This window comes from Pseudomonas sp. H3_C08 (assembly GCF_054669455.1).
This window is the reverse complement of the sequence record NZ_CP162803.1, coordinates 5,890,201-5,911,678: the sequence shown is the minus strand read 5'-3', so window position 1 is coordinate 5,911,678 and position 21,478 is coordinate 5,890,201. Positions and strand designations below refer to the sequence as shown.

At 59.7% G+C, this 21,478-nt stretch carries 16 protein-coding genes; 5 read left to right on the top strand and 11 right to left on the bottom strand.

Annotated elements, in window-relative coordinates; translation table 11 throughout:
• Positions 1 to 620: 620 nt before the first annotated feature.
• The 7 genes from AB4N74_RS26845 to amaB form a co-directional block, all read right to left on the bottom strand.
• On the bottom strand, positions 621 to 1,337 hold the full coding sequence (locus AB4N74_RS26845; protein ID WP_007915900.1) for an ABC transporter ATP-binding protein: 717 nt from the start codon (positions 1,335 to 1,337) through the stop codon (positions 621 to 623).
• Positions 1,334 to 2,206, bottom strand: a complete 873-nt coding sequence (locus AB4N74_RS26840) for an ABC transporter ATP-binding protein (protein ID WP_016985385.1) — start codon at positions 2,204 to 2,206, stop codon at positions 1,334 to 1,336. The genes AB4N74_RS26845 and AB4N74_RS26840 overlap by 4 nt, the downstream gene beginning before the upstream one ends.
• Positions 2,203 to 3,504: a high-affinity branched-chain amino acid ABC transporter permease LivM gene (gene livM, locus AB4N74_RS26835; RefSeq protein WP_093430197.1), complete on the bottom strand. Its 1,302-nt coding sequence runs from the start codon at positions 3,502 to 3,504 to the stop codon at positions 2,203 to 2,205. Before livM ends, AB4N74_RS26840 begins: the two co-directional genes overlap by 4 nt.
• Positions 3,505 to 3,507: 3 nt before the next feature.
• On the bottom strand, positions 3,508 to 4,422 hold the full coding sequence (locus AB4N74_RS26830) for an ABC transporter permease subunit (RefSeq protein WP_007915894.1): 915 nt from the start codon (positions 4,420 to 4,422) through the stop codon (positions 3,508 to 3,510).
• A gap of 241 nt (positions 4,423 to 4,663) precedes the next feature.
• Positions 4,664 to 5,797 carry an ABC transporter substrate-binding protein gene (locus AB4N74_RS26825; RefSeq protein WP_007915892.1) on the bottom strand — a complete coding sequence of 378 codons (1,134 nt, stop codon included), beginning with the start codon at positions 5,795 to 5,797 and terminating at the stop codon, positions 4,664 to 4,666.
• 368 nt (positions 5,798 to 6,165) lie between these two features.
• Positions 6,166 to 7,449, bottom strand: coding sequence for an L-pipecolate oxidase (amaA, locus tag AB4N74_RS26820; RefSeq protein ID WP_460097755.1), 1,284 nt, complete (start codon positions 7,447 to 7,449; stop codon positions 6,166 to 6,168).
• 164 nt (positions 7,450 to 7,613) lie between these two features.
• Positions 7,614 to 9,104, bottom strand: a complete 1,491-nt coding sequence (gene amaB, locus AB4N74_RS26815) for an L-piperidine-6-carboxylate dehydrogenase (RefSeq protein ID WP_099757852.1) — start codon at positions 9,102 to 9,104, stop codon at positions 7,614 to 7,616.
• A 162-nt stretch (positions 9,105 to 9,266) separates the two neighbouring features.
• Between amaB and AB4N74_RS26810 the strand changes: the two genes are divergently transcribed.
• The 3 genes from AB4N74_RS26810 to nadE all read left to right on the top strand — a co-directional run bounded on the left by AB4N74_RS26810 (position 9,267) and on the right by nadE (position 12,438).
• The gene (locus AB4N74_RS26810; protein ID WP_095047312.1) at positions 9,267 to 10,169 is read left to right on the top strand and encodes a LysR family transcriptional regulator; all 903 of its coding nucleotides are present in this window, start codon (positions 9,267 to 9,269) and stop codon (positions 10,167 to 10,169) included.
• Positions 10,170 to 10,382: 213 nt separating this feature from the next.
• Complete coding sequence (gene pncB / locus AB4N74_RS26805; RefSeq protein ID WP_460097752.1) at positions 10,383 to 11,606, top strand: nicotinate phosphoribosyltransferase; 1,224 nt, start codon at positions 10,383 to 10,385, stop codon at positions 11,604 to 11,606.
• 4 nt (positions 11,607 to 11,610) lie between these two features.
• Positions 11,611 to 12,438 (top strand): ammonia-dependent NAD(+) synthetase, encoded by an 828-nt coding sequence (gene nadE, locus AB4N74_RS26800; RefSeq protein WP_093430191.1) that lies wholly within the window; start codon positions 11,611 to 11,613, stop codon positions 12,436 to 12,438.
• 200 nt (positions 12,439 to 12,638) lie between these two features.
• Here the strand turns inward: nadE and azu are convergent, their stop codons facing one another.
• Positions 12,639 to 13,082: an azurin gene (gene azu, locus AB4N74_RS26795; RefSeq protein WP_008078296.1), complete on the bottom strand. Its 444-nt coding sequence runs from the start codon at positions 13,080 to 13,082 to the stop codon at positions 12,639 to 12,641.
• A gap of 340 nt (positions 13,083 to 13,422) precedes the next feature.
• Between azu and AB4N74_RS26790 the strand changes: the two genes are divergently transcribed.
• Together AB4N74_RS26790 and AB4N74_RS26785 are read left to right on the top strand one after the other, a co-directional pair.
• Positions 13,423 to 14,010 carry an LOG family protein gene (locus tag AB4N74_RS26790; protein ID WP_093430190.1) on the top strand — a complete coding sequence of 196 codons (588 nt, stop codon included), beginning with the start codon at positions 13,423 to 13,425 and terminating at the stop codon, positions 14,008 to 14,010.
• Positions 14,011 to 14,078: 68 nt separating this feature from the next.
• Positions 14,079 to 14,276: a hypothetical protein gene (locus tag AB4N74_RS26785; protein ID WP_095047310.1), complete on the top strand. Its 198-nt coding sequence runs from the start codon at positions 14,079 to 14,081 to the stop codon at positions 14,274 to 14,276.
• A gap of 210 nt (positions 14,277 to 14,486) precedes the next feature.
• On the opposite strand, the gene AB4N74_RS26780 is transcribed toward AB4N74_RS26785, so the two are convergent.
• From AB4N74_RS26780 to AB4N74_RS26770, 3 genes are all read right to left on the bottom strand, one after another.
• Positions 14,487 to 15,377, bottom strand: a complete 891-nt coding sequence (locus AB4N74_RS26780; protein WP_257356911.1) for a transglutaminase family protein — start codon at positions 15,375 to 15,377, stop codon at positions 14,487 to 14,489.
• Positions 15,377 to 17,863: a circularly permuted type 2 ATP-grasp protein gene (locus AB4N74_RS26775; RefSeq protein ID WP_460097749.1), complete on the bottom strand. Its 2,487-nt coding sequence runs from the start codon at positions 17,861 to 17,863 to the stop codon at positions 15,377 to 15,379. The genes AB4N74_RS26780 and AB4N74_RS26775 overlap by 1 nt, the downstream gene beginning before the upstream one ends.
• An 88-nt stretch (positions 17,864 to 17,951) precedes the next feature.
• The gene (locus tag AB4N74_RS26770; RefSeq protein ID WP_460097747.1) at positions 17,952 to 21,227 is read right to left on the bottom strand and encodes a transglutaminase family protein; all 3,276 of its coding nucleotides are present in this window, start codon (positions 21,225 to 21,227) and stop codon (positions 17,952 to 17,954) included.
• Positions 21,228 to 21,478 lie beyond the last annotated feature (251 nt).

Sequence of the window (21,478 nt, the reverse complement as noted above, 5' to 3'; positions counted from 1 at the left end):
CACACAAGGCTTTGCGGGCGAAATAGAAAGTTTTTTGCTTGACCCTGAAGCGGCAGATGTGCGGGAGATGGCATTTTGCACGACCGAGCAGTCAGCGCAGTGATTGCGCGAGGCCAGTAATTACGGCCCTCAGCGCAGTCTTTCCAGAGTTTAATCACAGACTTATCCACAGGCTTGTTCACCCGGAATCGCTGCTATCCGCGACACTATAAAAAGGTTGACAACAAAGACTTCAAGCCCCGCAAAAACGCCTGATCAAAAAACAACCACACACTTGCAGGCCACGGTTTACATGGCGCGCAGCCAGATACACCCACGTTATTCACAGCCAGCTCCACAGCAAACGGGGACAAGTCAAAACTGTGGAAAAACAGCCATTTGCAGCGTCTATATGTCGCGCTTTGGCAGCTTGGGGAATTTGTTTTCCACAATTCTGGATTCTGGCGCAGATCAACTGTAGGAGTGAGCCTGCTCGCGATAGCGGTGTATCAGCCACCGGTGATGGCGAATGGAAAACCGCGATCGCGAGCAGGCTTACTCCTACAGGGGGTTGCGGTGGATTTGCGGAATGAAAAAACCCCGGGACTTTCGTCGCCGGGGTTGTGCATAACGTCGAAGAATCAGTGCCCGCCCAGATAGGCGTTACGCACCTCCTCATTCACCAGCAACTCTTTACCCGTGCCCGTCAGGCGAATCTCGCCGTTAACCATCACATATGCGCGGTCCGACAGCTTCAGCGCATGGTTAGCGTTCTGCTCAACGAGGAAAATGGTCATGCCGGTTTTCGCCAATTCCCGCAGGGTCGCGAAAATCTGCTTCACCACAATCGGCGCCAGGCCCAGGCTCGGCTCATCGAGCAGCAACAACTTTGGTCGGCTCATCAAGGCACGGGCAATGGCGAGCATTTGCTGTTCACCACCAGACATGGTCATCGCCCGTTGGTTACGTCGCTCTTCCAGCCGTGGAAACAGCGTAAACATGCGCTGCATGTCCTCTTTGGCGTACTTGTCGCCAATCGGAATGGTGCCCATCAGCAGGTTTTCCTCGACGGTCATGTCGGGGAACACTCGCCGCCCTTCCGGCGACTGCGCAATGCCGTTGGAAGCGATGTAGTGCGAGGACTTGTGGGTGATGTCGACGCCTTGATAAAGAATCTGCCCGCCTGCCGCCCGTGGCTGGCCGAAGATCGACATCAGCAACGTCGATTTGCCGGCACCGTTGGAGCCGATCAGGCTGACGGTTTCCCCTTCGTTGATCTGCAGCGAAACACCTTTGAGGGCCTGGATCGGACCATAGAAGACGTCGAGGTCTTTGAGTTCGAGGATCGGTTGCGTCATACCAGCTCCTCTTCGTCGGCGCCCAGATAGGCTGCGATCACCTTCGGATCGTTGCGGATCGCTTCAGGCCCGCCTTCGGCGATGACGATGCCGTGGTCCAGCACCACGATGTGGTCGGAAATGCTCATAACCATGCCCATGTCGTGTTCGATCAGCACCACGGTCAGATCGTGCTCGTCGCGCAGCAGCCGGATCATCGCGCTGAGCGCTTCGGTTTCCTGAGGGTTGAGGCCGGCGGCCGGTTCGTCGAGGCAGATGATCTGTGGCCGCGTGCACATGGCCCGGGCAATTTCCAGACGACGCTGTTGGCCGTAGGAAAGCTCACCGGCGAGCCGGTTGGCGCAGTCCACCAGATCGACCACCTCCAGCCAGTAGAACGCGCAATCCAGCGCGTCACTTTCGGCCTTGCGGTAGCCCTTGGTGTTGAGAATACCGGCCAGCATGTTGCGGTTGACCCACATGTGCTGGGCCACCAGCAGGTTTTCCAGCACCGACATTTCCTTGAACAGGCGAATGTTCTGGAATGTCCGCGCCAAGCCTGCACGGTTTACCAGGTGCGTACCGCCGAACATCTTGTAGTACATACGGCTGAGGAATGACTTCGGCGATACGAAATCGGTCGGTTTGAACGACTCGCCCAGCAACTGGATGACGTTGGTCTGCTGGCCGCGCACATTGAGTTCGATCTTGCCGCCCGAGGCCTTGTAGAACCCGGTCAGGCAGTTGAACACCGTGGTCTTGCCTGCACCGTTGGGGCCGATCAGGGCGAAGATCGAGTTGCGTTTGACCTTCAGGCTGACATCGCTCAAAGCCTTGATGCCACCGAAATGCATCATCAGTTTTTCAACAGAGAGTACGACTTCACTCATGGCGCAGTCCTCTCATAGTGAATGGCACCTTTGCGTGGAGTGACCCCGGTCCGGCTGATGCGAATCAGCCCGCGTGGTCGCCAGATCATCATCAACACCATCAGGATGCCGAACAGCAGCACGCGATATTCGGCGAAGCCGCGCAGCAATTCCGGAGCGACGGTGAGTACGAATGCCGCAATCACCACGCCGATGGTCGAGCCCATACCGCCGAGCACGACGATGGCGAGGATCAACGCCGATTCAAAGAAGGTGAACGAGGTCGGGTTGACGAAGCCTTGGTAGGTGGCGAAGAACACCCCGGCAAGACCGGCGGTCGATGCACCGATGGTGAACGCCGAGAGCTTGACCAACACGTGGTTGAGACCCATTGAGCGGCAGGCGATTTCATCTTCACGCAAGGCTTCCCAGGCGCGGCCGACCGGCATTTTCACCAGACGATGCTTGATGTACAGCACGGCCAACACCACGAGAAACAACACTGCGTAGATGAAGTAGTACTTCACATCCGGGTTGTAGGCGATGCCGAAGAACTCATGAAACGGCACCCCGCCATCCTTCGCCCGCTTGCCGAACTCCAGACCGAAGAACGTCGGCAATGGCGCCGGCATGCCGTTCGGGCCGCCAGTCAGCGACAACCAGTTGTTGAGGATCAGACGAATGATTTCACCGAAGCCCAGGGTCACGATCGCCAGGTAGTCGCCATGCAGACGCAGCACCGGGAAACCGAGGATGCAACCGGCCAGCCCGGCAGTGATCGCAGCCAGCGGCAACACCGTCCAGAACCCCAGCCCCAGGTATTGATAACCCAAGGCCAGACCGTAGGCACCGATGGCGTAGAACGCCACATAACCAAGGTCGAGCAGACCGGCCAGACCGACCACGATGTTCAACCCCAGCCCCAGCAGCACGTAGATCAGCCCGAGGATGACCACGCCGAGCAGATAGGAGTTGGAGACAAACGGCACGATGACCGCCAGCACAATCAGCAACGGAATGATCCAGCGCAGCGAGGATTTGTGATCGGCAGGCAGCACGTGCACACCAGAGCCGGTGCTCTCGAATCCGTCGAGAATTTTCAGGCCCTTGGGCGTTTGCAGGAACAGGCTGAGGGCAAAGCGGCCAAGCATGACAATGCCGATGATCCAGGCCACGCGGGTCGGTTCGAGGTTGAAGCTGTAACCCTCGAGTACAACGCCGACAATCGGGCCGAAAACGATCAGGGCAATCAGGCCGGCAAGAATCGCCTCAACCAGGCTTTTTTTGATATCGATGGATTTTTGAGTGGTTGAAGACATCGCTTACACCTTCGACACAAGAGGACGGCCCAACAGGCCCTGCGGCCGGAAGACCAGAACAAGTACGAGCAGCGAGAAGCTGAACACGTCTTTGTAGTCGGAGTTGACCAGGCCGGAGAACAGCGACTCGGAGATGCCGAGGATGATCCCGCCGAGCATTGCCCCGGGCAATGAACCGATCCCGCCAAGCACCGCAGCGGTGAACGCCTTGATGCCGATAATGAAGCCGGCATAGAAGTCGAAAGTGCCGTAGTTCATGGTGATCAGCACGCCGGCCAGCGCCGCCATGGCTGCACCGATGATGAACACATAGGAAATGACCCGATCGGTATTGATGCCGAGGATCGAAGCCATCTTGCGGTCTTGCTGGGTCGCACGGCACATGCGTCCGAGCTTGGTGTACTTGATGACGTAGGTCAGCAGGCCCATACCGACGAATGCGGCCACCAGAATGAAGACTTTGGTGTAGGTCAGTTGCACGAAGCCGGTACCGACTTCAACACGCCACGCCCCGGTCAGCAGGGTAGGTACGCCCTGTTGTTTGGCGCCCTGGGCGATCTGTGCGTAGTTTTGCAGAATCAGCGAGATACCGATGGCGCTGATCAACGGTGCCAGGCGGGTGGAGTTGCGCAGGGGTTTGTAAGCGACACGCTCGATGACCCAGCCATACACCGCAGTGATCACGATGGTGAAAATCAGGGTGCCGAGCATCAGCAGCGGGAAGGATTCAATACCGAAGTAAGCCAGCAGAGCCAGACTGATTGCCGCCAGGTAAGCAGAAATCATGTAAACCTCGCCATGGGCGAAGTTGATCATGCCGATGATGCCGTAGACCATTGTGTAGCCGATGGCGATCAGGCCATAGACCGACCCGAGGGTCAGGCCGTTGACCAGTTGCTGCAGGAAAATACCATCCATAACGCAATCTCACGCAGTGAGAACCTGCACACCAGTGATGTGCGGTTCTTCTAGGAAAAATACAGATTTACGTCGGAGCAATGTCAGAGCGCGATTCACCCGTCACCACCGCCCCCTGTAGGAGTGAGCCTGCTCGCGATAGCGGATTAACATTCAACACATGTGTTGCCTGTAACTCCGTCTTCGCGAGCAAGCTCGCTCCCACATTGGTTCGGTGGGGATCAGCTGATCGCGTCAGCCCTTACTTCTGTTTTTCCAGCTGGTGATATTTGCCGTCCTTGTCCCACTGGTAAACCACGTAGTCGGAGACTTTCAGGTCGCCCTTGGAGTCCCAGGTTTTTTCACCCATGACGGTTTTAACCGGGTTTTTCTTCAGCCAGGCCGCAGCCTCTTCGCCCTTGTTGGACTTCGCGCCGTTGAACGCGGCAGCCAGGGTTTGCACCGAAGCGTAGGCGTACAGGGTGTAGCCTTCAGGCTCGGTACCGGCCTTGCGGAAAGCATCTACCACGGTCTTGCTGTCTGGCAGCAGGCGTGGGTCGGCGCCGAAGGTCATCAGTACGCCGTCGACAAATTGCGGGCCACCGGCGGTGGTCACCAGTTCGTCAGTCACGATGCCGTCATCGGACATGAACTTGACGTCTTTCAGGCCTTGTTCACGCAGTTGGCGAACCAGCGGACCGGCTTCCGGGTGCAGACCGCCGAAGTAGACGACGTCGGCGCCAGCGCCACGGATCTTGGTAACGATGGTGCTGAAGTCTTTTTCGCCACGGGTCAGGCCTTCGTACAACACAGGCGTCACGCCGCGCTTGACCAGTTGGGCTTTGGTGGCATCCGCCAGGCCTTGGCCGTAGGTGTCTTTGTCGTGCAGTACGACGACTTTCTTGCCCTTGAGCACGTCGACGATGTAGTCGCCGGCCACAATGCCTTGCTGATCGTCACGCCCGCACATACGGAACATGGCGCTGAGGCCACGCTCGGTGACTTGTGGGTTGGTCGAACCCGGGGTGATCGCGATGATCCCGGCTTCGTCGTAGATTTCCGACGCTGGAATGGTCGAAGAGGAGCAGAAATGACCGACCACGCCGGCGACTTTCTGGTTGGTGAGGTCCTTGGCGACCGTCACGGCCTGCTTCGGTTCGCAGGCGTCATCGCCTTTGACCAATACGATTTTCTCCCCGTTGACGCCGCCTGCCGCGTTGACTGCGTCAGCCGCTGCCTGTGCACCCTTCATGTACTGCTCGCCAAATGCCGCGTTGGCGCCCGTCATTGGACCCGCTACACCGATTTTCACATCAGCTTGAGCAAACGCAGAAACACCCAACGCAGTAGCCACTGCGAGGGCCAGAAAGCCTTTCTTGTAAAACGTCTGGGACATGAGGTGGTGCTCCAAGGTTTTTTTTAGTTGGCACTGCGACTTCACTTCACTGATTGCTCTGAGCAAGGGCCGTGCCATCGGTTTTTTATTCTTCAAAAAGTCGCTGCTTTCTTGTTATTTCGACTGTTTCGTTCCCATTTTCATTGGGCGTGCAACCGTCTAAACCGCGGAAGGTGAAACCATTTATTTTTTCAGGCGCAACCCGCACGCGCCATCATTGCAACCGCGGCGCCAAACGACGTGCAACCAGCCTGTAACAGCCCGCGTCACCGAACTGCACACTGCTGGTGCGGGACTGCTACAACCCGCACCATTACAGGCTAGTCGCTACGTGAAAAAGCGCCGCGTCCGGCAACATATTTCAACACTCAAATCACAATGCGCAGGCACTGGCCCGCGTGATACAGCGAGAACCCGGCCTCGTACAGGCAACTGCGCAAGCCCACACCGGTCAGGGGCTGCATCGGTGCGAAGGGAATCGGCAGGGCTTGAGGATTTCCGTTAAACAGGTAATCAGCGAAAGCCTTGCCGACCACGGTGCCGGTGGTGACGCCACGGCCGTTGTAACCGGTGACGGCCACCAGCCCCGGCGCCGGCTCGAACAGGCGCATGAGGTGATCGGGCGTAAAAGCTATACGCCCGGTCCAGGTGCATTCCCACTCGACCGGTTTCAGATTGGGGAAATAATGCTGCTGCACGCGATCGGCCCAGGCCTTGAGAAACCAGGTCGGTTTTTGATTGCCGTTGCCCAGGCTGCCGAGCAATAACCGCCCTTCTTTGTCACGGCGGATGCTGCTCAACACCTGACGCGTATCCCACGAGCCCTGTCCGCCCGGGAGAATTGCCTGCGCGGCATCTTCGCTCAGCGGCACCGAAGCGACCTGATAGTAGTAACCGGGAAAGAAGTTGCGCTTGAGTTCGGTCCAGTCGCCTTCGGTGTAGGCGTTGGAGGCGATGACCACTTGCTCGGCCAGTACCGAACCGTGTTCGGTCTGCACCGACCATTTCGCGCCCTGACGCTCAAGGCGAGAGACTGGGGAATGATCGAACATTTGCCCGCCGAGTCCGCTCACTGCGTTGGCCAACCCGGTGACATAAGCCATTGGGTTGAGCGTACCGGCGCGACGATCGAGCAACGCAGCGGCGATTTTTTGCGTGCCGGTGGCTTGCTCGCAGGCCTTGCCGGTCAGCAGTTCGACTGGCGCACCACGGCGCTTCCATTGTTGCTCGCGACTGCGCAGATCCGCCTCGCCCTTGGCGTTGTGCGCCATGTGCAGGGTGCCTTCGCGGCGCAACTGGCAATCGATGTTGTACTTATCCACAAGGCTGAACACCAGCGCCGGCGCCGCTCCGAGCATGCGGTTGAGCTGGCTGCCGACCGCTTCGCCAAACCCGGCCTCGATCTCGTCCGGCGGGATCCACAGGCCGGCGTTGACCAGCCCGACGTTGCGCCCGGAACCGCCGTGACCGGCGCGATGCGCTTCCAGCACGCAGACGCTTTTGCCTTTTTCCAACAGATGCAGCGCCGCCGACAATCCGGTGAACCCGGCGCCGATCACGCAGACATCGACCTTTACTTCGCCCCGCAGCGCGGTGTTATCCGGCCTTTGCGGCGTGAGCTTTTCCCACAGACATTCTTCGCGTAACGGCATTGCCAGACTCCAACAGAAACCTGCCAAACACAGTGCTGATCCTGTGGGAGCGAGCTTGCTCCGGGCGGCGTTCCGACGAAAGGGGCGTATCAGCCAACATCAATGTCGACTGACCCACCGTATTCGCGAGCAGGCTCGCTCCCACAAGGAGGGATCTCCACCTGTCAGTCGAATGTGATGCCCTGCGCCAGCGGCAACTCCAGCGAGTAGTTCACGGTGTTGGTCTGCCGGCGCATATAGGCGCGCCACGCGTCCGAGCCGGACTCACGCCCGCCACCGGTCTCTTTCTCGCCACCAAACGCGCCGCCAATTTCGGCACCGCTCGGGCCGATGTTGACGTTGGCGATGCCGCAGTCGCTGCCGACTGCCGACATGAACTGCTCGGCCTCGCGCACATCGGTGGTGAAGATGCACGACGACAAACCTTGTGGCACGGCGTTGTTCAGGCGCAGCGCTTCCTGGAAATCGCTGTAACCGACCACGTAGAGAATCGGCGCGAAGGTTTCGCTGCAGACCACGTCGCTCTGCTCGGGCATTTCAACGATGGCCGGCGAAACGTAATAGGCGTTGGGGAATTGATCTTCGAGCTGACGCTTGCCGCCGAACACTCGACCGCCTTCGCTCAATGCCTGCTCCAAGGCGTCCTGCATGTTTTCGAAGCTGTGCTTGTCGATCAGCGGGCCAACCAGATTGCCTTCCAGCGGGTTGCCGATGCGCACTTTCGAGTAAGCAGCCTTGAGACGAGTGACGATTTCTTCTTTCACCGACTCGTGGGCAATCAATCGACGCAGGGTGGTGCAACGCTGCCCGGCAGTACCGACGGCGCTGAACAGAATCGCCCGTACCGCCATGTCCAGATCGGCGCTCGGGCCGAGGATCATCGCGTTGTTACCGCCCAGTTCCAGAATGCTGCGAGCGAAACGCGCGGCGACTTTCGGCGCCACTTCGCGGCCCATGCGCGTGCTACCGGTGGCGCTTATCAGTGCGACACGCGGATCATCGACCAGCGCTTCGCCGGCATCGCGACCGCCGATGATCACCTGGCACAGGTTCGCCGGCGCATCGCTGAAATTCTTCACCACGCGATCAAACAGCGCTTGGCAGGCCAACGCGGTCAACGGGGTTTTCTCTGACGGTTTCCACACCACCGGGTTGCCGCAAACCAGCGCCAGCGTGGTGTTCCATGCCCACACCGCAACCGGGAAGTTGAACGCGCTGATCACCCCGACCACGCCCAGCGGATGCCAGGTTTCACGCATATGGTGGCCCGGACGCTCGGAGGCAATGGTCAAACCGTACAGCTGGCGGGACAGGCCGACGGCAAAATCGCAGATGTCGATCATCTCCTGCACTTCACCCAAGCCTTCCTGAGTGATCTTGCCCGCCTCCCAGGAAACCAGTTCGCCGAGATCAGCCTTGTATTCGCGCAGTACTTCACCGAATTGACGCACCAGCTCGCCACGACGCGGAGCCGGCACCTTGCGCCACTGCTCGAACGCATGATCTGCGCGACTGATGTGCTGCTCGACTTCGGCCGGGCCTTCCCAGTTCACGGCGGCGATGCGGCTGCCGTCGATCGGCGAATGCACCGGCACTTTGCCGTTCTGATAAAGGGCCGGGTTCACACCAAGACGATCAAGCAATGCGGCAACCATGGGTCACTCCTCAAGCAAAAAACTGAATGTGTGCGGACGCTTTTTCGCGACCGGGCAGGCCTTTAGTTGTAGCGTCACAATGGCGAGGCAACAAACGACCTTTACGCGAGATATCATTCCGTTTATTCATGCTGCGCTAGAAAGACAAGAAAAGGATCGGCCATGCTGAACAAACGCCACTTGCCCTCGATCACCGCCCTGCAGTGTTTCGAGGCCGTGACCCGGCACCTCAGTTTCACGCGCGCCGCCGAGGAACTGAATCTGACCCAGAGTGCGGTGAGCAAACAGGTCGCGCAGCTTGAAGAGCTGTTGCAGCATTTATTGTTTCGCCGCGTGCGTCGACGTTTGCAGATGACCCCGGCCGGGGATTTGTACCTGGTTGAAGTACGAAAAATCCTCACACAAGTGGAGATGTCGACGCATTACCTGCGTTCCTACGGCGGCGAGACCGAAGTCCTGCGCGTCTCGACGCCCTCGACCTTCGGTGCGCGCTGGCTGGTGCCACGCCTGAAAGGCTGGCGGCTACGCCATCCGTCGATTCATCTGGACTTGTGCAACGAGCAGGAAGCGGATGATCTGCTGCAAGGGCGCAGCGATCTGGCGTTCTATTTCGGCCAGGGTTCACGGCCCGGCACTGAGTGCCTGAAGTTGTTCGGCGAAGAGTTGGTGCCGGTGTGCGCACCGGGCAGCCTGCCTGATAAGCCGTTTACTGATCCGACGCAACTCACCGATCTGGTCCTGCTGCAAAATGCCTCGCGCCCGCAGGCCTGGCACGACTGGTTCGACAGTCAGGGTTACCAGACCGAACACAGCTATCACGGGCCGCGCTTTGAAACCTTTTATATGTGCATCCGTGCCGCGCAGGTTGGTTGCGGTGTGGCGTTGTTGCCGCGATTTCTGGTGGAAGAGGAATTGGCCGACGGCAAACTGGTCATTCCTTTTGAGCATGCCATGCCCAGCACCGATGCCTATTACCTGGCATACCCGGAGCATGCGGCGGAAGTGCCAAAGGTACGGGATTTCGTGAAGTGGATGCTGGAGCAGATCGATAGCCCGAATGACTGACCCGATTGAAAAATGTGGGAGCGAGCCTGCTCGCGAAGAGGCCGGCACATTCAATACCCATTTCGACTGAAATGACGCCTTCGCGAGCAGGCTCGCTCCGACAAGGGTTCTGCGGTGATCTAAAAAATTGCTGGCAATCTTCGTCCCTGATATGCGCCACTAGCGCCATCGATTGAGACCGCGCACGGGCGCGGCGCACCTGGAGACCCCGTTATGAGCGAGAGCGTGTTTGCCGATCGCATCGTGCAGAACCTGCTCGACACCGACTTCTACAAACTGACGATGATGCAGGCGGTGCTGCACAACTACCCCAACGTCGAAGTCGAATGGGAGTTCCGTTGCCGTAATAGCGAAGATCTGCGCCCGTATCTGGCCGAGATCCGTTTTCAGATCGAGCGTCTGGCCGAACTGAGCCTGAGCGCCGATCAACTGAGCTTTCTCGAGCGCATCAGTTTCCTCAAGCCGGACTTCCTGCGCTTTCTCGGGCTGTTCCGCTTTAACCTGCGCTATCTGCACACCGGCATCGAGAACGGCGAATTGTTCATCCGTCTGCGCGGGCCGTGGCTGCATGTGATTCTCTACGAAGTGCCGCTGCTGGCGATCATCAGCGAAGTGCGCAACCGCTATCGCTACCGCGAAACCGTGCTGGAACAAGCGCGCGAACAGCTCTATCGCAAGTTCGACTGGCTGACCGCCAACGCCTCGGCCGACGAGTTGTCGCAACTGCAGGTCGCCGATTTCGGCACCCGCCGCCGCTTTTCGTATGGCGTACAGGCTGAAGTGGTGAATGTACTCAAACACGACTTCCCCGGGCGTTTCGTCGGCACCAGCAACGTGCACCTGTCCCGCGAGCTGGACATGAAACCGCTGGGCACCATGGCCCACGAGTGGATCATGGCGCACCAGCAACTCGGTCCACGGCTGATCGACAGCCAGATCGCCGCGCTTGATTGCTGGGTTCGCGAATACCGTGGCCTGCTCGGGATCGCGCTCACCGATTGCATCACCACCGATGCGTTCCTCGGCGACTTCGACCTGTTCTTCGCCAAACTGTTTGACGGCCTGCGCCATGACTCCGGCGATCCTGTGGCGTGGGGCGAAAAATGCATCGCGCACTATCACAAACTCGGCATCGATCCGATGAGCAAGACCCTGGTGTTCTCCGACAGCCTGACCCTGCCCAAGTCGCTGGAGATCTTCCGTGCGCTGCACGGGCGGATCAACGTCAGCTTCGGCATCGGTACCAACCTCACCTGTGACATTCCGGGTGTCGAACCGATGAGCATCGTGCTTAAAATGACCGCCTGCAACGGCCAACCGGTGGCGAAGATCTCCGACGAGCCAGGCAAGACCCACTGTAAAGACCCGAATTTTGTCGCCTATTTGCGGCACGTTTTCCAGGTTCCTGCCGATTCCAGTCTATCTAGCAAGGAGTGAATTCATGCAAGCCGTACAGCGTGAGATTGCTGAACAGCTCAAGGTGCAACCGCCGTTCGCCGACCACAAGGCCCTGCAGGCCGAAGTCGCCCGGCGCATCACCTTTATTCAGGATTGCCTGGTCAATTCCGGGCTCAAGACGCTGGTGCTGGGCATCAGTGGCGGCGTCGACTCACTGACCGCCGGCCTGCTGGCCCAGCGGGCGATGCGCGAGCTACGCGACCAGACCGGCGACAACAGCTACAAATTCATCGCCGTGCGTCTGCCTTACGAAACCCAGTTTGACGAACACGACGCCCAGGCCTCGGTGGATTTCATCGCGCCGGACGAGCGCCATACCGTAAATATCGGCCCGGCGGTGAAGTCGCTGGCCAGTGAAGTCGCGGCGTTTGAAGGCAAGCACGCGGTGTCGGTGGACTTCGTACTGGGCAACACCAAGGCGCGGATGCGCATGGTGGCGCAGTACACCATCGCCGGCGCGGCGCACGGTCTGGTGATCGGTACCGATCACGCGGCGGAAGCAGTGATGGGCTTCTTCACCAAGTTCGGTGACGGCGCCTGCGACCTGGCACCGCTCAGTGGCTTGGTGAAGAATCAGGTGCGGGCGATTGCGCGCAGCTTTGGCGCCCCGGAGTCGCTGGTCGAAAAAGTCCCGACAGCAGACCTTGAGGATTTGTCGCCGGGGAAACCGGACGAAGCCTCCCACGGTGTGACCTATGCCGAGATCGACGCCTTCCTGCACGGCGAACCGGTGCGTCAGGAAGCGTTCGACATCATCGTTGCGACCTACAACAAGACCCATCACAAGCGTGTGATGCCGTTTGCGCCGTAAGCGCTGATGGAATGAAAAAGCCCGCTGAGGAGCGATCCTCAGCGGGCTTTTCTTTGGCCATTACATTCATTGATGCGGATGGCCCCTTCGCGAGCAAGCTCGCTCCCACAGGTTTATCTGTTGTTCACAAAATGTGTGACCGACACAGAACCCTGTGGGAGCGAGCCTGCTCGCGAAGAACGATGACGCGGTGGTCCTGATTACTTGACAGTAATCGTGCCTTTCATCATCGAGATGTGGCCAGGGAACGAGCAGAAGAAGCCGTAGCCGCCATCAGCAATCTTCGCTACGTCAAAGGTCAGCGAATCGGTTTCCTTGGCGCCGATGATCTTGGTATGAGCGATGATGCGTGCATCACCTTCCGGCAGGTAGTTCTTGTCGATACCGGCGGCCAGGCCAGCGGTAGCGATCGGCTGCATGTCAGCTTCTTTGCTGATCACCAGGTTATGGCCCATGACGTTCTTCGGCAGGCTGCCGGAGTGAGTCAGTTCGACGGTGAAGGTCTTGCAGCTCTTGTCGATCACGATTTCCTTGGTGTTGAAGGACATCTGATCGGTGGAGTCAACGGTGGTTTTGCACTCAGCAGCCATCAATTGGCTGCTGGCCAACGCCAGCAGGGATACCGCAACAACTTTGGAAAACATGGTGAATCTCCAAGGCAGGGTTAACAAAAACACGAATGATGGAAAGACTGCCTGAAATCTTCGCAAGTTCCTATGACTTGAGTCAAAAATTGTATACAACTTTCAGGCTATGACATTCATCGAAACAATCTAACGGCCAGAATTCCCGGCCCGCCCTATGATCGGCGCATCTACTGAGACGGAGTGCCTGTCATGTTCTTTAACGGTCTGTTGTGCAGTTTGCTCGCCGCCTACGCCTGTGGCGCCAGCGGTACCTTTGAATCGCCTGAACGCGAAGTTTAGGCCTTGGATCGAGGCTTGCCAGCCATTACCCTGTGACGGATTGACCCAGGAGGAAGGCATGTCTCTGAAATCCGTTTGTGTATTTTGCGGTGCCAACGCCGGCACTGTTCCGGCCTACACCGAAGCCGCCGTCGCCCTTGGCCGGGCCTTGGCCGAACGTAAATTGACCCTGGTCTACGGCGGTGGCGCCGTGGGTTTGATGGGCATTGTTGCTGACGCGGCGCTGGCTGCCGGCGGCGAAGTCATCGGGATCATCCCGCAAAGCCTGATGGACAAGGAAATCGGCCACAAAAGCCTGACGCGCCTGGAAGTGGTCGATGGCATGCACGCGCGCAAGGCACGCATGGCCGAGCTGAGCGACGCCTTCATCGCCCTGCCCGGCGGCCTCGGCACGCTGGAAGAGCTGTTCGAAGTCTGGACCTGGGGCCAGCTCGGCTACCACGGCAAGCCGTTGGGTTTGCTGGAAGTGAACGGTTTCTACAGCAAACTCACCGCATTTCTTGACCATATCGTCGGCGAAGGCTTCGTTCGCGCGCCACACCGTGACATGCTGCAAGTGAGCGAATCAGCGCAAACCCTGCTCGATGCCCTGGATAACTGGAAGCCGACCGTCACGCCAAAATGGGTCGACCAAAAACCCGGCTAACCACGAGGCACCGATACAAGGCAGAATATGCGCCGCTCAACCTCACCTTCGACCCAAGAGGATCGCCCATGGCCAAACCCAATTACTCCTTCGCCAAACGTCAACGAGACCTGGCAAAGGAACAGAAGAAAGAGGAAAAGCTTCAGCGCAAGAAACAAACCGCTGAGGAAGCGGCACTGAACCCTGACGGTGAAGTGGCGACGCAAGATGATGTTGATGCAACCGAAGCGACTGAAACACCGAAAGATCAGGCGCCCGACGCCTGAACCCCACCGGGTTTGATCATTGAATCAGACCCTGCGGATTTGTGACGGGGCTGGCGGTTCCACTGCCGGCCCTCACAGCCCTTCCCCTCCCCAATACACCAAAATCCCCTGTGGGAGCGAGCCTGCTCGCGAAAGCGGTGTATCAGTGTAAATATTTGCTGCTGACACACCGCTATCGCGAGCAGGCTCACTCCTACAGTTTGATCGGCGTTAATCCAGGGGCATCACGGTGACGCGCACTTCGGGGTCATGATTGCCGCCGCCCAGAATCACCCCGCGCAGCGGTGACACATCGGAAAAATCCCGCCCCCACGCCAGCGTGATGTGCTCCAGCGCCGGCTGCACATTGTTGGTCGGATCGAAATCCACCCAGCCCAGCACCGGACAAAACACCGACACCCAGGCATGCGACGCATCAGCGCCGATCAGACGTGGTTGCCCCGGCGGTGGCTGGGTCAGCAGATAGCCGCTGATATAACGCGCTGCCAGCCCTCGCGAGCGCACGCACGCCAGCATCAGGTGAGCGAAGTCCTGACAGACCCCACGCCGCCGTTCCAGCACTTCCACCAGCGGTGTCGCCACCTGGGTTGCCTCGGCATCAAAGGTGAATTCACTGAAGATCTTCTGCATCAAGTCCTGCACACCCAGCAGCAACGGCCTGCCCGGCGGAAAACAACTTTGCGAAAACTCGACGAAGCTGCTTTTCAAATGCACGTAAGGGGACTGGAACCGGTAGCGACAAGCTTCGAGCAACTCAGCGGACAGCGGTTGACTGCTGTAGGTCAGCGCATCGCGGGTCAGCTCCCAGGCGGGCGACTGACTGAAGTCCAGCACCGGCCGCGCCAGCACCTCAACAGTGAGCCGAGCATTGACCTGCAATTCATCGTGAGGCCGTTCGAAGGCCAGCCGGGTCAGCGGATTGCCAAACACGTCGAGCTCATCACGGCGGGCTGTCGGGTCCGGGCTGATCAGCAACTGTTGTTCGGTGCAGCGCTGCCATTCGCATTCACGCGGCCACAGGTGCGCCAGTTGCTGGGCGAGGGACACCGGGCTGTCGTAGTGGTAACAGGTGTCGTGGAGGATCTGGTAGCGAGCATTCATCAGACGGACACCGTGCGCTGGCTGACATCATCGACATGGGCGAAATGGCGCAGGGCCAGACGATCCGACACTTGCCCGCTGGCCTCGGCAATGTCCTGCAGCAGATCCGCCAGACCATTCAAAGCGGCTCGTACGCTGGATTCCCCGAACAGCGGATTCTCCAGACATCCCAGATCAAACCGCGCCAGACGCTCGACCAGTTGCGACAATGCCGCTTCCCGCGGCGCCGCGAAATCATCGTTCAAACGTTTCAAGGTGCGGGTCACCAGTTTCAACTGGAACAACACCGCGTGCGGGTTCTGCTCGTCGAGCAGCAACAGGTCGAGCACCGGAATCAATTGCGCCACCGCCAGATAACGTGAGCGGTAGGTGATGCTGCTGTTGCCCAACTCCAGCAACCACTCCAGGCCTGCCTGATCGAAAGCACCGGCGCCACGCAGAAACGCCGCAAGGCTGCTGCTGAGAAACTGCAGTCGCTCGATGCGCCGGCCAATCATCAGAAAGCGCCAGCCTTCGTCGCGGGTCATGTCGTCGAGAGCAAACCCGGAAAGCGCCGCCAGCGACATCACCAGCCGGTTGAGGAAGTCCAGCAGTTCGCCGAAATCAGGCTCGTCGGTGTCCAGTTCCATCGCTTCGCGCTGCAACTCCACCAGCGCTTGCCAGTTCTCCCGCGAAAGCTTGCCGCGCACCTGCGAGGCCGCCCACTGCAAACGCTGCAGGTTGGAACGCAGGCTGAACGACCAGTCCTCACCGAGCAGCGCCGCCAACAGGCGCTCAGGGAGTTCACCTTCATCCGGCAGCAGCGTCAGCCGCTCACCGAGGTCGACCGCCGCCTGCAACGCTTGCGGGTCGTCGCCGTCGACATAGCGCGCGAGCATGATCCGCAGCAGTCGCGCACTGTCGTCACAGCGTTCACAGTAACGGCCGAACCAGAACAGGTTTTCCACCACTCGCGAAGGCAGATACGGATCGCGTCGTACCAGATCATGGACCCCAACGCTGCGCTGACTCTTCCACTGCTCGCCACTGGGCGGACGATCACCGAGTATCCAAGTGTCTTTGCTCGCCCCACCGCGCTGCATCGACACTACTTCGGCATCAGCCTCGGCGGCCACCCGGGTCAGACCACCGGGCAGCACGCGATAACCGTCAGCACCCGCCACGGCGTACATGCGCATGCCGATCGCCCGTGGTTGCAGTTGACCATTTTCCGCCTGCCAGATCGGTGCCTGGGACAGTTGAGCCAATTCTTGCGCCACATAGGCATAAGGACGCGCCTGCATGCGCTCGGCAAGCGCCTGACGCTGTTTTTCACTCAGATCACGGCCAAAGACCGGCGCGAAGCTCTGCGAAGGAAATGCTGGTTTGATCAGCAGTTCGGGCAGTTTTTCCAGGGCTTGGGCCAACACCGGCGCCTCACCGCACCACCACGTCGCGATCGACGGCAAAATCAGTTCTTCGCCAAACAGGTATTGGTTGATCTTCGGCAGAAAGCCCAGCAATCCCGGCGACTCCAGCACGCCGCTACCCAGCGCATTGGCGACCAGAACCCGCCCTTGGCGTACTGCCTCAAGCAACCCGGGAACGCCCAGCGCAGAGTCCGTGCGCAACTCCAGCGGATCGCAGAAATCATCATCGAGCCGGCGCATGATCGCATGCACCCGACGCAAACCACTGAGGGTTTTCAGGTAGACCGTGGCGTCGCGCACCGTCAGGTCACCGCCCTCGACCAAGGGGTAACCGAGCTGACGAGCCAGATACAAATGTTCGAAATAGCTTTCGTTGAAGCGCCCCGGCGTGAGCAGTACCACCAGCGGTGCGTCATCGTCACTGGGCGCCTGTCGCGCGAGGGTTTCCTGCAATGTGCGGAAGAATCCCGCCAGATGCTGCACCTTCAGATCCCGGTACAACTCGGGAAAGGCGCGCGACACGATGGTGCGGTTTTCCAGGGCATACCCTGCGCCCGATGGCGCTTGTGTGCGATCGGCAGTCACCCACCAGCGCCCGTCCGGCGTACGTGCCAGATCCACGGCGTACAGGTGCAGAAATATCTCTTCCGGCGGCGCGATATGCTGACACGGCCAGAGAAAGTTGTTGTGACCAAAGACCAGCTCTGCCGGCAGCAAACCTTCACTGATCAACCGCTGCGGCCCGTACAAATCTGCCAACACAGCGTTGAGCAGTCGCGCGCGCTGAGCGATGCCTGCCGACAATTGCTGCCATTCATCCGCCGCAATCACATGCGGCAACAGATCCAGCTCCCATGGCCGATCCGCGCCTTTCGGGTCGGCATAGACGTTATAAGTGACGCCGTTCTCCTGAATCTGCCGCGCCAGCAGTGCCTGCCGCTGCAGCAGTTGCGCCGGCGTGCTGCGCTGCAACTGATCGAACAAACGCCGCCAGTGCGGGCGCACCGCGCCACTGCCGTCGAGCAGTTCGTGATAAGTGCCCGCCGTAAGCGGGTAGCGGTCTAGCAGGTCAGGCATGGAAAGCTCGGCAGACAGCAAGGAACGGTCAGACTAACGCAGGCACATGACGCGCGGATATACGAAAAATCCGCGTGTCGCGTAGGCCTTAGAAACGTCGCAAATCGATTGTCATCGGTAGCTCGTCACTGATTTCTATATTCGGTACAGGAAGTTTCCCCGGCGTGTGTCCGACGCGGAAGAAGCGCGCCATCCGCCGGCTCTCGGCTTCGTTGGCATTGACCGGCAACGTCTCGTAATTGCGCCCGCCCGGATGCGCGACGTGGTACTGACAACCGCCCAGCGAGCGGCCCATCCAGGTGTCGAGCAGGTCGAACACCAGCGGTGCGTGCACGGGGATGGTCGGTTGCAAGCAGTTGGCCGGCTGCCATGCGCGGTAACGCACACCCGCGACAAACTCGCCAACCCGTCCGGTCGGATGCAACGGCACGGCGATGCCATTACAGGTCAGCAAATAACGCTGCGGCGGCAGCCCTTTGAGCTTGACCTGCAAACGCTCCAGAGATGAGTCGACGTAACGCACCGTGCCGCCAGCCGCACCCTCCTCGCCCAGGACATGCCACGGTTCCAGCGCCTGACGCAGCTCCAGTTCGATGCCGTTGACGGCGTAATCGCCGACCTTGGGAAAACGAAACTCCAGATGCGCTGCGAACCATTCCGCGCGCAGCGGATAACCGGCGTTGTTCAGTTCGACGATGACGTCGGCGAAATCCTGTTCGATAAAGTGCGGCAGCAGGAAACGGTCGTGCAGTTCGGTGCCCCAGCGCGCCAGTTTCGGCGGCGCATAAGGTTCGCGCCAGAAACGCGCGACCAGTGCCCGCAGCAACAACTGCTGGGCCAGGCTCATGCGCGCATGGGGCGGCATTTCAAAGGCACGCAGCTCAAGTAAGCCAAGACGCCCGGTGGCGCCGTCCGGTGAATACAGTTTGTCGATGCAGAACTCGGCACGGTGCGTATTGCCGGTGACGTCGATCAGCAGGTTGCGCAGCAGTCGATCAACCAGCCACGGCGCGCATTCCTCGCCCGGCTCGGGCATCTGCGCAAAAGCGATTTCCAGTTCATATAAAGCATCATTACGCGCCTCATCGACCCGCGGCGCCTGCGATGTCGGGCCGATGAACAATCCGGAGAACAGATACGACAATGACGGATGGTTATGCCAGTAACTGATCAGGCTGCGCAGCAGATCCGGGCGGCGCAGAAACGGTGAATCCGCCGGCGTCGCCCCACCGAGAACGAAATGGTTGCCGCCGCCGGTGCCGGTGTGACGACCGTCGATCATGAATTTCTCGGTGGTCAGGCGGGTCTGGCGCGCCTCTTCATAGAGAAATTCGGTGCGTTCGACCAACTCGTCCCAAGTCGCCGACGGCTGCACATTGACCTCGATCACACCCGGGTCCGGGGTGATGCGGAAATTGCTCAGACGCGGATCGCTCGGCGGCTCATAGCCTTCCAGCAGCACCGGGCAATGCAGCTCTTCGGCGGTGGCTTCGATGGCGGCCACCAGTTCCAGATAATCCTCAACCCGCTCCAGCGGCGGCATGAACAGGTACAAACGCCCCTCGCGGGCTTCGGCGCAGAATGCAGTGCGGGTCAGCCAGTCGGCAGATTCGTCGATTTTCGGCACGCGTTCGTCAGTCGCGGCAGGTTCGCCATGACTGTTGAGCTGCGCGTTTTCCGGCAGCTCAGGGAAGTCCTGATTCGGATCCTGAGGATGAATGAACGGATACTCGGCGGCCTTCACCCACGGCTGCGCCCCCAACGGCAGGCGATAGCCCAGCGGCGAATCCCCCGGCACCAGTCGGCAATGTTCGTCACGCAGATACCAGCGCCCGCTCTGCCATTGATCGCCTTTGGCGGTGCGCGCCAGCGGCAACACCTGACCGATTACCTTGTTCAGGCCCTGACTGAAGACCTTGCGCAGGCGTGCGCGCTCCAGCGGTTCCTCAAGACGTGAGTCTTCGGCGCTGACATTGCTCGGCAACGTGCCCTCGCGCCAGAGGTAGTAGAAATTGTCTTCGTAGGCCGGGAAGACAAAACGTGTAGGCAATTTCAGGCGCTCGGCGACACTGACGAGGAAGCGTCCGGCCAGCTCGCCATCCGCTCCGTAGTCCTGCTGCTCATCGGCAATCAGTGCGTTGTTGTGCCAGATCGGCACACCGTCGCGACGCCAATAGCAATTGAGCGACCAGCGCGGCAGTTGCTCGCCGGGATACCACTTGCCCTGGCCGAAATGCACCAGACCTTGCGGCGCGTAATGCGTGCGCATGCGCTGGAACAGTTCAGCGGAAAGTCGCCGCTTGGCCGGCCCCAGCGCGGCGGTGTTCCACTCGGCGCCATCCGGGTCATCGATGGAAACGAAGGTCGGCTCGCCGCCCATGGTCAGGCGCACGTCATCCGCCAGCAGATCGGCATCGATCTGCCGTCCCAGCGCCTGAATCGCCAGCCATTGCTCATCGGTGTAGGGCTTGGTGACGCGCGGCGCCTCCCAGATCCGCTCCACCGACATTTCATGGCTGAACTCACATTCGCATGGCTCGACCAAGCCACTGATCGGTGCCGCCGAGGACGGATCGGGACTACACGCCAACGGGATATGCCCTTCGCCGGCGAACAGCCCGGAAGTGGCGTCCAGGCCGATCCAGCCAGCGCCAGGCAGATACACCTCGCACCAGGCGTGCAGGTCAGTGAAATCGACTTCAGTGCCGGACGGGCCATCGAGGCTTTTCACGTCGGCGGTCAGTTGAATCAGATAACCGGAGACAAACCGCGCGGCCAACCCGAGGTTGCGCAGCAGTTGCACCAGCAACCACGCCGAATCGCGGCATGAACCGCAGGCGTGCTCAAGGGTGTGTTCCGGGGTCTGCACGCCCGGTTCCATGCGAATCAGGTAGCCGATGTCTTCGCTCAAGCGCTGGTTGAGCGCCACAAGGAAGTCCACCGCCGGCAGCGGCGTGCGGTCGATGGCGTCCAGATAGGCTTTGAATTTCGGCGTCAGCGGCAGGGTTTCGAGGTACGGCGCCAGTTCCTTGCGCTCATCGGCGGCGTAGGAGAAAGGGATTTTCTCGGCGTAGGGTTCGAGGAAGAAGTCGAACGGGTTGAACACCGCCATTTCGGCGAGCAGATCGACCTCGATGCGCAACTCATTGGTTTTCTCGGGAAACACCAATCGCGCGAGGTAGTTGCCCTGCGGGTCTTGCTGCCAGTTGATGAAATGCTGCTCGGGCGAGACTTTCAGGGCATACGACAGAATCCGCGTGCGGCTGTGGGCAGCCGGGCGCAGACGTACGATCTGCGGGCCGAGTTCGACAGCGCGGTCATAGCGGTAATGCGTGACGTGATGCAATGCGACATGAATCGACACGGCGTGCCTCCTGCGAGCCTAAGCGTATTCGAAAGCGCGCAAGACTTATGCCATGCAGAGGCTTGGGCGCTTTCCCGGAATGCTTAGGGCAGTACAGCACCAAAATCGGGCGATGCGGGGAAATGGTTTGGGCTGATTGCACGTAAATGTTGCGAAGAGCCCCTCACCCTAACCCTCCCGAAACGTCGGACCGCCCGTAGGGAGAGGGGACTGACCGAGTTGACTAAGCGAGCTACACCGACCTGAAGGTC

Excerpts from the sequence above, each read along its gene's own strand:
- AB4N74_RS26845 (WP_007915900.1), bottom strand. The coding sequence starts at position 1,337 with ATGACGCAACCGATCCTCGAACTCAAAGACCTCGACGTCTTCTATGGT.
- AB4N74_RS26825 (WP_007915892.1), bottom strand. The coding sequence starts at position 5,797 with ATGTCCCAGACGTTTTACAAGAAAGGCTTTCTGGCCCTCGCAGTGGCT.
- livM (WP_093430197.1), bottom strand. The coding sequence starts at position 3,504 with ATGTCTTCAACCACTCAAAAATCCATCGATATCAAAAAAAGCCTGGTT.
- AB4N74_RS26785 (WP_095047310.1), top strand. The coding sequence starts at position 14,079 with ATGGCCAAACCCAATTACTCCTTCGCCAAACGTCAACGAGACCTGGCA.
- amaB (WP_099757852.1), bottom strand. The coding sequence starts at position 9,104 with ATGGTTGCCGCATTGCTTGATCGTCTTGGTGTGAACCCGGCCCTTTAT.
- pncB (WP_460097752.1), top strand. The coding sequence starts at position 10,383 with ATGAGCGAGAGCGTGTTTGCCGATCGCATCGTGCAGAACCTGCTCGAC.
- nadE (WP_093430191.1), top strand. The coding sequence starts at position 11,611 with ATGCAAGCCGTACAGCGTGAGATTGCTGAACAGCTCAAGGTGCAACCG.
- azu (WP_008078296.1), bottom strand. The coding sequence starts at position 13,082 with ATGTTTTCCAAAGTTGTTGCGGTATCCCTGCTGGCGTTGGCCAGCAGC.
- AB4N74_RS26830 (WP_007915894.1), bottom strand. The coding sequence starts at position 4,422 with ATGGATGGTATTTTCCTGCAGCAACTGGTCAACGGCCTGACCCTCGGG.
- amaA (WP_460097755.1), bottom strand. The coding sequence starts at position 7,449 with ATGCCGTTACGCGAAGAATGTCTGTGGGAAAAGCTCACGCCGCAAAGG.
- AB4N74_RS26840 (WP_016985385.1), bottom strand. The coding sequence starts at position 2,206 with ATGAGTGAAGTCGTACTCTCTGTTGAAAAACTGATGATGCATTTCGGT.
- AB4N74_RS26775 (WP_460097749.1), bottom strand. The coding sequence starts at position 17,863 with ATGCCTGACCTGCTAGACCGCTACCCGCTTACGGCGGGCACTTATCAC.
- AB4N74_RS26810 (WP_095047312.1), top strand. The coding sequence starts at position 9,267 with ATGCTGAACAAACGCCACTTGCCCTCGATCACCGCCCTGCAGTGTTTC.
- AB4N74_RS26780 (WP_257356911.1), bottom strand. The coding sequence starts at position 15,377 with ATGAATGCTCGCTACCAGATCCTCCACGACACCTGTTACCACTACGAC.
- AB4N74_RS26790 (WP_093430190.1), top strand. The coding sequence starts at position 13,423 with ATGTCTCTGAAATCCGTTTGTGTATTTTGCGGTGCCAACGCCGGCACT.